Annotated in this window: 14 protein-coding genes; 10 read left to right on the forward strand and 4 right to left on the reverse strand. The window is 63.9% G+C overall.

The window, feature by feature from the left end; translation table 11 throughout:
• Positions 1–168 precede the first annotated feature (168 nt).
• A complete protein-coding gene (locus V1289_RS39160; RefSeq protein ID WP_334404362.1) occupies positions 169–639 on the reverse strand; it encodes an aminoacyl-tRNA deacylase in 471 nt (156 codons plus the stop codon).
• A 473-nt stretch (positions 640–1,112) separates the two neighbouring features.
• On the opposite strand from V1289_RS39160, the gene V1289_RS39165 reads away from it, so the two are divergent.
• Positions 1,113–2,699, forward strand: coding sequence for a porin (locus V1289_RS39165; protein ID WP_334404364.1), 1,587 nt, complete (start codon positions 1,113–1,115; stop codon positions 2,697–2,699).
• A 49-nt stretch (positions 2,700–2,748) separates the two neighbouring features.
• On the opposite strand, the gene V1289_RS39170 is transcribed toward V1289_RS39165, so the two are convergent.
• A complete protein-coding gene (locus V1289_RS39170) occupies positions 2,749–2,913 on the reverse strand; it encodes a hypothetical protein (protein WP_334404366.1) in 165 nt (54 codons plus the stop codon).
• Positions 2,914–3,143: 230 nt separating this feature from the next.
• Here V1289_RS39170 and V1289_RS39175 point away from each other — a divergent pair, with 230 nt between their 5' ends.
• On the forward strand, positions 3,144–3,308 hold the full coding sequence (locus tag V1289_RS39175) for a Flp family type IVb pilin (protein WP_074280896.1): 165 nt from the start codon (positions 3,144–3,146) through the stop codon (positions 3,306–3,308).
• A 6-nt stretch (positions 3,309–3,314) separates the two neighbouring features.
• Here V1289_RS39175 and V1289_RS39180 read toward each other — a convergent pair whose 3' ends face one another.
• A complete protein-coding gene (locus tag V1289_RS39180; protein WP_334404369.1) occupies positions 3,315–3,548 on the reverse strand; it encodes a hypothetical protein in 234 nt (77 codons plus the stop codon).
• 31 nt (positions 3,549–3,579) lie between these two features.
• Positions 3,580–4,569 carry a non-homologous end joining protein Ku gene (gene ku, locus V1289_RS39185; RefSeq protein WP_334404371.1) on the reverse strand — a complete coding sequence of 330 codons (990 nt, stop codon included), beginning with the start codon at positions 4,567–4,569 and terminating at the stop codon, positions 3,580–3,582.
• A gap of 262 nt (positions 4,570–4,831) precedes the next feature.
• Here ku and V1289_RS39190 point away from each other — a divergent pair, with 262 nt between their 5' ends.
• The 8 genes from V1289_RS39190 to V1289_RS39225 all read left to right on the forward strand — a co-directional run bounded on the left by V1289_RS39190 (position 4,832) and on the right by V1289_RS39225 (position 13,524).
• Positions 4,832–4,984, forward strand: a complete 153-nt coding sequence (locus V1289_RS39190; RefSeq protein ID WP_171986096.1) for a hypothetical protein — start codon at positions 4,832–4,834, stop codon at positions 4,982–4,984.
• A 150-nt stretch (positions 4,985–5,134) separates the two neighbouring features.
• Positions 5,135–5,803 carry a metallophosphoesterase gene (locus tag V1289_RS39195; RefSeq protein ID WP_334404373.1) on the forward strand — a complete coding sequence of 223 codons (669 nt, stop codon included), beginning with the start codon at positions 5,135–5,137 and terminating at the stop codon, positions 5,801–5,803.
• Between the two features lie 262 nt (positions 5,804–6,065).
• A complete protein-coding gene (locus V1289_RS39200) occupies positions 6,066–6,737 on the forward strand; it encodes a response regulator transcription factor (protein WP_074280900.1) in 672 nt (223 codons plus the stop codon).
• Between the two features lie 100 nt (positions 6,738–6,837).
• Entirely contained in the window at positions 6,838–8,214 is a 1,377-nt protein-coding gene (locus V1289_RS39205; protein WP_334404374.1) for a sensor histidine kinase, read from the forward strand.
• 158 nt (positions 8,215–8,372) lie between these two features.
• Positions 8,373–9,776: a hypothetical protein gene (locus V1289_RS39210; RefSeq protein WP_334404375.1), complete on the forward strand. Its 1,404-nt coding sequence runs from the start codon at positions 8,373–8,375 to the stop codon at positions 9,774–9,776.
• 148 nt (positions 9,777–9,924) lie between these two features.
• Positions 9,925–11,028: a c-type cytochrome biogenesis protein CcmI gene (gene ccmI, locus V1289_RS39215; protein WP_334404376.1), complete on the forward strand. Its 1,104-nt coding sequence runs from the start codon at positions 9,925–9,927 to the stop codon at positions 11,026–11,028.
• 25 nt (positions 11,029–11,053) lie between these two features.
• Positions 11,054–11,545 carry a cytochrome c maturation protein CcmE gene (gene ccmE, locus V1289_RS39220; protein ID WP_334404377.1) on the forward strand — a complete coding sequence of 164 codons (492 nt, stop codon included), beginning with the start codon at positions 11,054–11,056 and terminating at the stop codon, positions 11,543–11,545.
• Positions 11,542–13,524 carry a heme lyase CcmF/NrfE family subunit gene (locus V1289_RS39225; protein WP_334404379.1) on the forward strand — a complete coding sequence of 661 codons (1,983 nt, stop codon included), beginning with the start codon at positions 11,542–11,544 and terminating at the stop codon, positions 13,522–13,524. Before ccmE ends, V1289_RS39225 begins: the two co-directional genes overlap by 4 nt.
• The last annotated feature ends 2 nt before the right edge of the window (positions 13,525–13,526 follow it).

Here is a 13,526-nt window from a genome sequence, read left to right on the forward strand (position 1 = left end):
GCTGATATGCGTTTTGGGGTTTGGCACGCGAGGGCGGGGTCTTGGTCTTCGCCTGCATGCGACATAAAGAGGCGTCGCGCCGCCGCATGAATAGTCAAGCAGCGGCAAGATCTTCCCCTTCGGGACCGCAACGGTCGCCGCGGATGGTCCGATACAACCAACAAATCCTCAGTCGTGCGCGCTAAAGCGCCCGTGCGGTGCGTTGGCCGTCAGGCGCGCAAACTGCGCGTGACCCATATGAAGCAGCGTCTCGTGATCGCCGGCTTCCATATAGATCTCCGGCTGCGCCTGGATGCTGTCATCGACGATGATGTCCAGCCCGTAGCATTTGCCGACGGCGGGAACCGCACCGTGTGCACAGTCGCCGAACAGCCGATTGATCTCGGTTTCATCGGCCATGTGGACATTGTCACCGAGTTCTGTCCTCAGGTCCGACAGGCGGAGGTGATGCGATGCGGGCAAGACGGCCAGAATGTATTCGCCGTCGCGCCGCAACACGATGCCCTTGGCGAGGCGATCGCCCGAGATATGGCATGCCTCAGCCGTGCGAGTGGACGTCATGCTGAATTCGTGCGGGATCACCTCGTATTGGATGTTTTCAGCGGCCAGGTATTTCTGGAGTGTGGGTGCAATGGACATGACATGACCTCCGGTGCAGTGGGCAAACCACCCGCCACAAGGTCTTCCTGCAGAGCCTCGCGTACGATGGGCGGCTGCATAATGATAAGGTCAACATAGGCCCTCCATCCGCCAGCTGCAATTCTTCGTCAGTGACCGGGTGCGATGCACTATCTCCACTTTGGCGTTGGGTCTACTTCCTGTCTTTGCCAATAGCAGGTGATCGTCGCGGCGTTCGTGACGGTCAGGCGTGCGGCGAATGCGCAGCCGCACGACGGTGACGATTCAGGAAGAGAATATTCTTGCTGTCGGCGCCCAGTGCCTTGGGCGAAAGTCGGCTGCGCATGGCGGTTTCGGCCGCGACGCGTGGCGAAAAAATCACAGTAAGCGGCCAAGTACGCCGACCTCGCGGCTTGGCATTGCGGTCGGGAAGTTTTGGAGTAGCTAGGTTCTGAACGTATGCACCTGCATGAATCGCAGGACGGGAGACGCAAATGAAAGCGATGCGAACCCTTATTCTTGGCTCCGCGGCCAGCCTGATCGCGATCGGCGGCGCGCAGGCGGCCGACCTTCCGGTCAAGGCCAAGGCGGTCGAATATGTGCGGATCTGCTCGCTGTACGGCGCCGGCTTCTTCTTCATCCCGGGTACCGATACCTGCATCAAGCTCGGCGGCTATTTCCGCGCCGACGTCACCTTCAATGGCAGCACGCACGGCCAGCCGGCCTGGAACGGCGATCTCGGCGAGCAGAACCGCTACCACGACTACTATGCTGCGCGGTCCCGTCTGGCGCTGACGGTCGATACCCGCACCGCCAGCGAATACGGCGTGGTCCGCACCTTCTTGCAAGCCAATATCCAGTTCACGACCCAGGGCAGCAACACGGTCAATCCGGCCAACTTCACCGCATCGCCGGCCGCCGGCACTAACACTGCCCTGCTCAACCAGCCCGGCGAAGGCTACGTCGCGACGGAGTACATTTTCCTCCAGTTCGCCGGCTTCACCTTCGGCAAGTCCGCCTCGGCCTACGCGACGCCCTGGCAGGGTTTCCCGGGCAACATCTCGTCGTTCCTGCTCGGCGGTCAAAATACCGACACCGGCGTCAACAACATCCAGTACACCGCCCAGTTCGGTAACGGCGTGTCCGGCACCATCGGCCTCGATGATCCCGTCGTCTGGGACCGCACCGCGGTCTACAATCTGTCGCTTCCGCTCAATGCCACACTGAACTCGGGCAACGCCTATGCGGGCGCCCATGCGCCAGACGTCGTGGGCAACATCCGCGTCGACCAGGCCTGGGGCCTGTTCCAGGTCTCGGCGGCGGCACATGAGGTCAGCGGTTCCTACAACATCCTCAACGCCGTTGCTGCCCCTGCCGGTTCTGTCGGCGTGGCTGGCGCCTCGCCGACAGCGCTGTCGGAAATCTCCGGCCATCCCGAGACCAAATGGGGCGGCTCGGTCATGGCGGCATTGCAGATCAAGAATATTCCGACCGGAGCCAGCGACGATTTCAAGATCGACGCGAGCTACGCGAAGGGAGAAACGAAAAACGTCATTTCCACCGCCGCGGCCTCGCCGAGCTTTGCGATGTTCGGCGGTACCGGCGCTGCCGGCGCCTATCAGAGCATCGGGTTCGGTGCGACGACGGATGCGGTCTATCTTCCGGTGGCGAATGGCGGCGACGGTTCGCTGCATCTGACGACGGCTTACGGCGTCCGCGGCGCCTTCAACCACAACTGGAATCCGAACTGGTCGACGAGCCTCTTCGGAAGCTATTCCGCCGTTCGATATGACGGGACGGCGAAGGCCTTCATGTGTGCCAACTACACGACGCCGGCCAAGGCCGTCAGTGCGGATTACGTCTGCAATCCCGACTACAACGTCTCGCAGCTTGGCGTTATCACCCGCTGGGTGCCGGTGAAGAACCTGACCTTCTCGGCCGAAGTCCAGTGGTTCCACCTCGACCAGATGTTCCAGGGTACGGCCGTGCTCGGGCCCGCGGCGCCCAAGCCGACGGCGCGGTACGAGTTCAAGGATCAGGATGCGGTTTCGCTGCAGGTTCGGGCGCAGCGCAATTTCTGACCGCCGGGGTTCGGGGTCGACGCCGCGGCGAGGCGAGGCGAGGGGGAAATTACCTTGCGTCGCTGCGGCGATTGAATACCGCGGCCACCAGGCCAAGAAAATAATCCTGCATACGGCGATCGGACGGCGCCATCGGCTCAGCGGCGCGTTGTTCTTCGTCGTCGATCATCAGGCCGATGTAGTTTTTTCCCGGCTCACGCTTCTGCGTGGACATGGCGCTGGCTCCAGAGGTTGCCGATCCGGCGAGCATGCAGCGGCTATGGACAATCGAACGTAAATTTTCCGTCCCGTATGAATACCGGACGGAAGGCACGGAATCCGCTGCCCGGCTTTAATCAAGCGTTCATCGTGTTCGTGAATGCACTGTCAACCAATCGCAATCTAGAGTAGGGCCGAACAGGCGCGGGACAAATCCGGGGGAAGGCGTCGACAGGAGTTATCGGGATGCGACGGTTATTGACCAAATTTCTGGGTGATGAGTCCGGCGCGACGGCCATCGAATATGCCATCATCGCGGCCGGCATCAGCATCGTCATCGTCGCCTCCGTGAACGGCATCGGCACCAAACTCACCACCACGTTCACCACGGTGAGCACCTCACTGAAGTAAGCCGGATCAGCCGTCTTCATTGGCATTCAGCGCCCGCATCATCGCGATCCGTGCGAACATCAGCCAGCCGCCGCCAGTCTCCGCGGCATTGATCAAATTCTCGACCGCGACCTGCCAGCATTGGCTTTGCTGGGCCTCTTCCGGCAACTTCATGATGTGATCGGCGGCGTGCTGCAGCGTCGCGAGCTTGCGGCCGGAGCGTAACGCTATCGGTTCATCGAACGGCGTCGACCACGGCATCGCGGGCTACCTACCGCAACGGTCCGTCCGGCTATCCAGCCTTCTTCGATCGGGCGGGCGTACGCACCGGCTTCTCCGCCTTCTTCGGCGCTTCCTTCACGGCCTCCTTCACGGCGCGCTTGCCGCCGCCGCTGATCGGCAGCAGCATTTCGCGCTGGCCGGAGGCTGCCTTCTTCGGCTTCTTGCCTTTGGTCTTGCCGGTTTCCTTGCCGGTTTCCTTGGCGGCCGCAGGGGCAGATTGCTTTTCGCTGGCGAGGCTGCGTTTGAGCGCGTCCATCAGATTGATGACGTTGCCGGCGGTTTTCGGCGCGGCCTTCGCGGCGGTCGTAACCCCGTTGCGTTTCTGATTGATCAGTTCGATCAGCGCGGATTCGTAACGATCCTCGAATTCTTCCGGCTCGAAGGAGCCGGATTTCTGCTCGACGATATGCTTGGCCAGATCCAGCATGTCCTTGGTGACTTTGACGTCCTGGATGTCGTCGAAATATTCCTTTTCGCTGCGGACCTCATAGGGGTAACGCAGCAGCGTGCCCATCAGGCCCTTGTCCAGCGGCTCCAGCGCGATGATGTGCTCGCGGTTGGTCAGCACCACGCGGCCGATCGCGACCTTGTTCATGCTCTTGATGGTTTCGCGGATCACCGCGAACGCGTCGTGGCCGACCTTGCCGTCCGGCACGAGATAATAGGGGCGGATCAGATAGCGGTTGTCGATATCGGTCTTCGGCACGAATTCGTCGATCTCGATGGTGCGGGTCGATTCCAGCGCGATGTCGTCGAGTTCGTCCTTCGACACCTCGATGTAGGTGTCGGTGTCGATCTTGTAGCCCTTCATGATGTCTTCGGCTGCCACTTCCTCGCCGGTGTCGGCATCGACCTTGGCATATTTGATGCGATGGCCGGTCTTGCGATTGATCTGGTTGAAAGAGACCTTCTCGGTGTCCGAAGTCGCCGGATACAGGGCGACCGGGCAAGTCACGAGCGAAAGGCGCAAAAAGCCTTTCCAGTTGGCGCGGGGGACCATGCGAAAACTCCGAAAACGCAACTGACGAAGGGCCGAGGATACCACCGGGGCAGGCGGTTTCAAACATGGCGGGGCAGGGAATCTCGCAACGGCGTTAACCGTCCCCGGGGGAAGGTTCGATCCGCTGCGACCTTTTTGCATGGATCGGCCTCACGCCGCGGTGCCCAAAAGATCGGAACATGATCTTCCATCAAGCGTTGCTTTCGACAGGCGGTGTCGAGGCATTGGCTGGCATTACAGGCACTTAAGCAATGAGGTCCCCATGGTAACGCGTCGACATGGCCAGATTGTCGAAACCCCGACCGAGGCACGCCAGGCCGAACCGGGCCCCTCGGTGCTCGCGCTTTTGACGGCGTCCACCGGGCTCGCGGTATTGATCCTCGGCGTGGTCTGGTTCGTGTTCTTCCGGACCTGAGCGGCGGTCACGCGGCGAGGCTGGCTCTGGAGGTGATGATCGCGCCAACACCGCAAGCCGAGCCAGGCCGGCGGGCGTCGGTTGCCGGCCGTGGTCGATTGGAATAGGACCGTCGCGTCCCGACCCGACAGCCGGAAATGCGCGAGCGGTATGAGCCTCACTTACGTCATTCCGGATATCCATGGCCGCGATGATCTGCTCGGCCGTGCGCTGACGAAGATCGCCGCGTATGGCGGCGAAGCCGGAATCATTGTCGCGATCGGCGACTATGTCGACAAGGGCCCGGACAGCAGGCAGGTCATTGACCGGCTGTTGTCTGGCGTTGCCGATGGCTGGCGCCTCATCTCGCTGAAGGGCAACCATGACGCCATGATGGAGCAGGCGTTGCGGAACCCCGCGAAGATGGCGTCGTGGCTGGAGAAGGGCGGCGACGCGGCGCTGGCGTCCTACGGCGGCGACCCCTTGGCCGTGCCGCAAACCCACATCGCCTGGCTCGATCGACTGCAACTGATGCATGTCGACGCACACCGCGTCTACGTTCACGCCGGTGTCGATCCCGAAGTTCCCCTGGATCGGCAGGACGAGGTAACGATGTTGTGGAAGCGTTATCCGAAGGGATACAAGCACGGCTTCGGCGAACTTCACGTGGTCCATGGTCACGACAATGATCCCGACGGCCCGCTGCTATACGAAGGCCGCACCAATTTGGACACGCTCGCCTGGCGAACGGGACGGCTGACGGTCGGGGTTTTCGACGACGACAAAGCGGGCGGCCCGGTCGATTTTATCGTGGTCACGGGGCCGCCGGCCGGAGGTTAACGGGAGCCTTGCGGTCGCGGCCTCTTCACACCCAGCTACAGCCTCTTGGGGCTTCCGATTCGCCGTGTTAGGCAGCGGTTTGGCCTCTCCGGAGGCTGGCGGCGCGTACGGGAGATGAACCCGGGCCGCCGAAAGCCGTTATGAAGAACAAGCGGTTATGAAGAAAATGTAATTTTTGCCGGGTGCCCTGTTCATAGCCTGTTCACGCCCGTGAGCCTCATCTTGAGACCAGTTATCGTGAAGCTCATTATCGGAGGCCAGCTTGCGCCTGCTCGTCGTTGAAGACGATCCGGATCTCAACCGTCAGCTTACGACGGCGCTGACAGATGCCGGCTATGTAGTCGATCGCGCGTTCGACGGCGAGGAAGGGCACTTCCTCGGCGACAGCGAACCCTATGACGCCGTCGTGCTCGATATCGGCCTGCCCAAGATGGACGGCATCTCGGTGCTGGAGGCATGGCGCCGCAACGGGCGTGCGATGCCCGTATTGATCCTCACCGCGCGCGACCGCTGGAGCGACAAGGTCCAGGGCTTCGATGCCGGCGCCGACGACTACGTCGCAAAACCGTTTCACCTCGAAGAAATTCTGGCGCGGATTCGCGCGCTGCTGCGCCGCTCCGCCGGCCACGCCCAGTCCGAGCTGACCTGCGGTCCGGTGTCGCTGGATACGCGGACCGGCCGGGTCAGCGTATCCGGCAACCCGATCAAGATGACGTCGCACGAATACCGGCTGCTGGCCTATCTGATGCATCACACCGGACGCGTCGTGTCGCGCACCGAACTGGTCGAACATCTCTACGATCAGGATTTCGACCGCGACTCCAACACCATTGAAGTGTTCGTCGGCCGCATCCGCAAGAAGCTCGACGTCGATATCATCCAGACCGTGCGAGGGCTCGGCTATCTCTTGACGCCGCCGGCGCCCGGCGCCTGAGCGCCGCGCTTGCTCTTGTAGTGGGCATGATATTGTCCGAAAACGGGCCTCCGTCCGCAGGCTCCGGGCTCAAGGACATGCTTTTCGGGATCATGCTCTGATGCGCGGAAGCTCGCTCGCCACGCGGTTGTTCCTGTCGGCGACCGCGTGGGTGGTGGTGATCCTCGTCATCACCGGGGTCGTGCTGTCGTCGGTCTATCGCGATGCGACCGAGCGCGCCTTCGATCGCCGCCTCAATCTCTATCTGCGCACCCTGGTTGCCGAAGTAGCAACCCCGGACGAGCCGCCCGATCGCCAGTTCCAGTCGCTCGGCGAGCCGCTGTTCGATCTGCCTTTGTCCGGCTGGTACTGGCAGATCGTCCGGACCGATACCGAGAAAGCGGAAACGCGGGCGTCGCGTTCGCTGTGGGACAAGAAACTGCCGAAACTGGAAGAGCACGGCGCGGAGTTGACCGCCGCCGGAATCCGTCTCGGTTACGTCGACGGCCCGGAGGGCCAGGGTTTGCGGATGGTCGAGCGGCCGGTCGATCTCGGCGCCGACGGCAAGTTCCTGGTCAGCGTCGCCGGCGACGCTTCCGAAATTTTCGACGAAACCCGCAGCTTCGATTATTATCTCGGCGGCACCTTCGCAGCACTTGGTATCGTGCTGTTGCTGACCACGATCTTCCAGGTCCGCTTTGGCCTCGCGCCGCTCAAGCGCATCTCCGAATCGATCGCCGACATCCGCTCCGGCCGGGCCGAACGGCTGGAGGGCGAATTTCCGGTCGAGATCGCGCCATTGGCGCGCGAGACCAATGCGCTGATCGATGCCAACAGAGAAATCGTCGAGCGCGCGCGCACCCATGTCGGCAATCTCGCCCACGCCATCAAGACGCCGCTCTCCGTCATCGTCAACGAAGCCTCGGCGCATGCCGCCGATCCCTTTGCGAGCAAGGTGCTGGAGCAGGCCGACGTGATGCGCGATCAGGTGGCGCACCATCTGGAACGTGCGCGCATCGCCGCCCGGCTCACCATCATCGGCACCGTCACCGAGGTCGCGCCCGCGATCGAGGCGTTGCGGCGGACCATGGAGAAGATCCACCGCGATCGCGGCATCGCCATCGAGCTCAAGGCCGATCCGCAGGCGAAGTTTCGCGGCGAACGCCAGGACCTCGAGGAGATGGCCGGCAATCTGGTCGACAATGCCTGCAAATGGGCCGCGTCCCAGGTCTTCATCGAGGTGCTGGTGGAACCGCCGGCATTGCCGGGCGTGGGACCGAGGCTGCGGATTATCGTCGATGACGACGGTCGCGGCCTGTCGGCCGCCGAACGCGCGCAGGTCTCGCAGCGCGGCCAGCGGCTCGACGAATCCAAGCCGGGCTCCGGGCTCGGGCTCTCGATCGTGGTCGATCTTGCCGGCCTCTATGGCGGCAATCTTTCGCTGGGGAACGCCCCGACCGGCGGCTTGCGCGCGGAACTGGTGCTGCCGGGGGTGTGAATGCCAGACCCGCGGGAAACACAGGGCAATTTCGATCCGGAATGAGCCTTGAAGCCGTCAATTCATCATTCCTAAACGACTTCTTAACGCGCGCACTTTTATGATTGCGGTGGACGCGTGTTGCCGTCCGCGTGACACAAAGCATCCATACCGGACGCATGAGCCAGACATCGACCGAGCGGCTGAGGGACTATCTCGCGCAGCTCCCGCCGCAGGCGCAGGCGCTGCTGATGCGGGGGTTCGAGCGCGCCATCGAGCGTGGCGAAGACACCGCGGTCGCGACCCTCGTGCTGGAGCAATTACGCAAGCTCGCGCGCGGAACCGAGGAAGACGAGGAAGCGCAGCCGCGGACCGACGATCCGGCGCGTCTCCTGTTCCGTCCGCTCGAGCCGTTTCTCGCCGAGAGCATTTTTCCGGTGCGGCCGGGCCAGATCCGGCGCACGTCGCTGCTGCCGGTCTGGCAATGGCTCAGTCGCGACGGCGCGCCCGAGCAGGCGCGCGAATTCGAAGCCGTGCTGGCCCAGGCGCGGCAGGCCGGTACGGCGTCCATGCTCGAAGCGGCCGCCCGCAAGTTCCAGCTCGCCGCGGTCGAGGCGATCTCGAAGGTTGCAACCGCACCGGGCGACGACAAGCAGCGTTCGCTGTCCCGCATCGGCCCGTCCAATGTCGTCGAGGATCTGTTGTCGATCGGCGCGGTTCTGCGGGCACGCGAGGCGCTGGATACGCTTGGCAGCCGGCTCCCCAGCCAATTGCGGGTTTTTGCCGACCCCCAGATCGCGTCGGTGAGCTCGGCGCTCAATGTTCCCTCGCTGCAAACGCCGCAGCTGCTGCCGTTTGCGCTGTCGCTGATCATGCTGCGGCTGGCGGCGCCCTGGCAGATCATCCGCCTCGCGATCAAGATGGCGGCATCTGACGATGAAATTCGCGTTGCCGCTACGCCTTACGGCGTGGCCGTCACCATCGCGCTGCACGATCTCTACTTCCTCGCGGCCTGCCTGCGGACGGATATCAGGCGCGGCCATTTTGAGAATGTCGGCGAGCAGCTGAAAATCCTCCATGACGGGGTGCGCGGCTTGCGGACCGAACTCGATCTGCGCAACGACTCCTCATGGGGCAAACAACTGACGGCGATCCGAGCCGATACTTCCAACTCGCTGCAGTCGGAAATCGACAGCGTGCCCGGCCGGGTCCGCCGCATCCTGCGCCAGCGTGCCGACAAGGACATTTCCTCCGCTCCCAAGATCGATCCGTCGGAGGTCGAGGAAACCGCCGCCCTCATCGACTTCGTCGCGGTGTGCCGCACCTATGCGAGCGAGCTCGCGATCAACGAGGTCACGCTGCGGACCTATTCCGACCTGCAACAATATGTCGAACATTCCACCGAGGGGCTGGTGCAGGCGCTGCGCGGCGGCGACACCAAGGCGCGCGCCTACCGGCAGATGCAGGTCAAGGCGGCGATCCGCTTCTGCGAGGTATTGTTCGGCCACGACTATGCGTCGCTGATGAGCCGGGCCGCCGAAAACGCGGTGACCGGCGAGCGCAAACCCTCCCGCGCCGGATAGGGCGGCTGTCTCATTTTGCCAGCGAATTCCGGGTCTTCCGGCCCCGGTTTCGATCCAGTAATTGTCAATTGCCGGGCTTGCCGCCGGTAGTGTAAAGCGGCGCATCGGCGCTTCCCTGAAAAGCGCCGTTCCGCCCGGGAACCGCTTGATGACGCTGTGGTTTGTGTTCGCGCTGATGACGGTCGCGGCGATCTTTGCCGTGCTCTGGCCGTTGGGCCGGCGCGCCCGGCCGCAAGGTGGGGGCAGTGAGGCTGCGGTCTACAAGGATCAACTCGCCGAGATCGATCGCGATGTTGCCGCCGACCTGATCGCGCCGCCGGAGGCGGATGCTGCGCGGGTCGAAATCAGCCGCCGCCTGTTGGCCGCCGTTGACGATCAGCGCGATCCCACGATGCAGTCGAACGTCAGATTGCGCCGTTTGGCTGCGGTGTCGGCATTGATCGGGCTGCCTGTCGTGGCGGTTGGTTTCTACCTTTCGCTGGGATCGCCGCAGCTCGGCGATTTCCCGCTTGCCGGGCGCGCCCGCGTCGCCGACGCCACCCAGTCGCTCGGCAGTCTGGTGGCCCAGGTCGAAGCCCATCTGGAACAGAACCCGACCGATGGCCGCGGCTGGAACGTGCTGGCGCCGGTGCTGGCGCGGCTCGGCCGTTTCGACGAGGCGGTCCGCGCCTATCGCAATTCGATCACCTATAACGGCGACAGCGCCGAGCGCCGGTCCGATCTTGGCGAAGCCCTTGCGGGTGCCGCGGGCGGTGTCGTCACCTCGGACGCCAAGGCCGAATTCGAGCGCGCCATCGCACTGAGCGCCGACGATCCCAAGGCCAACTATTTCCTGGGGCTCGCCGCCGAGCAGGACGGCCGCAACGCCGATGCCGCCTCGATCTGGCGTGGGATGCTCGCCAAGGCGCCGGCGGACGCGCCATGGCGGCCGCTGGTCCAGGCGGCGCTGGTCCGGGTCGGCGGTCCGGCAGTGCCTGCGCTGCCGGATAGCGCGATGGCCGCGGCCAAGGAGATGAACGACGCCGACCGCGGCGCGATGATCCGTGGCATGGTCGATCGCCTGGCGACGCGGCTGAAGCAAAACGGCGACGACGTCGAGGGATGGCTGCGGCTGGTGCGGGCCTATATGGTGATGGGCGACCGCGACAAGGCGGCAAGCGCGGTCACCGATGCCCGTCAGGCCGTCGCCAACAATGCGGAGCGCTTGCGCCAGCTCAATGAGGGCCTGAAGAATCTCGGGCTTGATGGATGATCAGGCGAATGCACAAGGGAAGACCATGACGCGCAAGCAGCGGCGTTTGACGATGATCGGCGGCTCGCTCGCGGTGCTCGCGGTCGCGGCGGCACTGGTGCTGAACGCCATGCGCGATTCCATCGTGTTCTTCTCGACGCCGTCGATGGTGGTCGAAAAACATATCTCCGCCGGCAAGCGCTTCCGCCTCGGCGGGCTGGTACAGCCGGGATCGCTCCAGCGCGGCGACAATCTGGCGGTCAATTTCAGCGTCGCCGACGGCAGCGCCACGCTGCCGGTGTCCTACAAGGGAATCCTGCCCGACCTGTTTCGCGAAGGGCAGGGCGTCGTCGCCGAGGGCGCGCTCGATGCCTCCGGCACATTCAGGGCCGACACCGTGCTGGCCAAGCATGACGAGACCTATATGCCCAAGGATGTCGCAGACGCGCTGAAGGAGCAGGGCCACTGGAAGGACGACTACGGCAAAAAGCCAAGCGCATCGGCCGCGCCCCAGCCGACGCAGGGAGCCATGCGGTGATCGCTGAAGCCGGACATTACGCACTGGTGCTGGCGCTCGCGCTGGCGCTGATCCAGTCCACGGTGCCGATCGTGGGCGCGCGCTGGGGCGACGTCGCCCTGATGAATGTCGCGCGCTCCACCGCGCTGGCGCAATTGCTGTTCGCGGCGATATCGTTCACCGCGCTGGTGTCGTTGCACGTCACCTCGGATTTCTCCGTCGTCAACGTGTACGAGAATTCGCATTCGCTCAAACCGCTGATCTACAAGATCACCGGCGTTTGGGGCAATCACGAAGGATCGATGCTGCTGTGGGTGTCGATCCTGGCGCTGTTCGGCGGCCTGGTCGCAGCCTTCGGCAACAATCTGCCGCTGTCGCTGCGCGCCCATGTGCTGGCGGTGCAGGCCTGGGTCGCCAGCGCGTTCTACCTGTTCATCCTGATCACCTCGAACCCGTTCCTGCGGATCGCCAATCCGCCGATCGAGGGCCGCGACCTCAATCCGGTGCTGCAGGACATCGGCCTCGCCGTGCATCCGCCGATGCTCTATCTCGGCTATGTCGGATTCTCGATCTCGTTCTCGTTCGCCGTGGCAGCCTTGCTCGAAGGCCGGATCGATGCGGCGTGGGCGCGCTGGGTGCGGCCGTGGACCTTGGTGGCCTGGATATTCCTCACGCTCGGCATCGCGATGGGCTCGTACTGGGCCTATTACGAACTCGGCTGGGGCGGCTGGTGGTTCTGGGATCCGGTCGAAAACGCCTCGCTGATGCCGTGGCTGGCCGGCACCGCGCTGTTGCATTCCGCGGTCGTGATGGAAAAGCGCAACGCGCTGAAAGTCTGGACCATCCTTTTGTCGATCCTGACCTTCTCGCTGTCGCTGCTCGGCACCTTCCTGGTGCGTTCGGGGGTGCTGACATCGGTGCACGCGTTTGCGACCGATCCGACGCGCGGCGTGTTCATCCTTTTGATCCTCTGTATCTTCATCGGCGGCAGCCTGTCGCTCTACGCCTGGCGGGCGTCCGCGCTGAAGCAGGGCGGGCTGTTCGCGCCGATCTCGCGCGAAGGCGCGCTGGTGCTCAACAATTTGTTCCTCACCACCGCCTGCGCGACGGTTTTCATCGGCACGCTGTATCCGCTCGCGCTCGAGGTCCTGACCGGCGACAAGATCTCGGTCGGCGCGCCGTTCTTCAACCTGACCTTTGCGCCCTTGTTCGTGCCGCTGATGGTCGCCGTCCCGTTCGGGCCGTTACTCGCCTGGAAGCGCGGCGATCTACTCGGCGCCGCGCAGCGGCTGACGGCGGCCGGCGCAGCTGCGCTGATCGCCATCGCGTTGCTGTGGGCATGGACGTATGGCGGCAGCACGCTGGCGCCGCTTGCGATCGGCCTTGCGGTGTTCGTCATTGCCGGCGCGTTCACTGATCTGGCCGAGCGTACCGGCCTGTTCCGGGTTCCCCTGGGAACGGCGATGCGCCGTGCGCGCGGATTGCCGCGCGCGACCTGGGGCTCGGCATTCGCCCATGCCGGCGTCGGCATCGCCCTGATCGGAATCGTCTGCGAAACCACCTGGAACAGCGAATATATCAGCACGATGAGGCCGGGCGACGTTGCGAAAGTCGCAGGCTACGAGTTGAGGCTCGACGACATGGTCCAGCGGCAGGGGCCGAATTTCCGCGAGATGATCGCGCGGTTCACGGTCGATCTCGACGGCCAAAAGCTCAGCGTGATGACGCCGTCGAAGCGCAATTTCACCACCCGGGAAGCGTCGACCACCGAGGCCGCGCTGCTGACGCGCGGCGCCAGCCAGTTGTACATTTCGCTTGGCGACACCACGGCCGACGGCGCGATCGCGGTGCGCATCTATCACAAGCCGCTGGTGCTGTTGATCTGGTGGGGACCCGTGCTGATGGCGTTCGGCGGCATGCTGTCGCTGTCGGACCGCAGGCTGCGAGTCGGGGCGCCGAAGCCGGCGAGGGCGTTGCGCGGGCTGCAGGCGGCGGAGTGATC

This window comes from Bradyrhizobium sp. AZCC 2289, from assembly GCF_036924615.1.
In the GTDB taxonomy this organism is placed as follows: domain Bacteria; phylum Pseudomonadota; class Alphaproteobacteria; order Rhizobiales; family Xanthobacteraceae; genus Bradyrhizobium.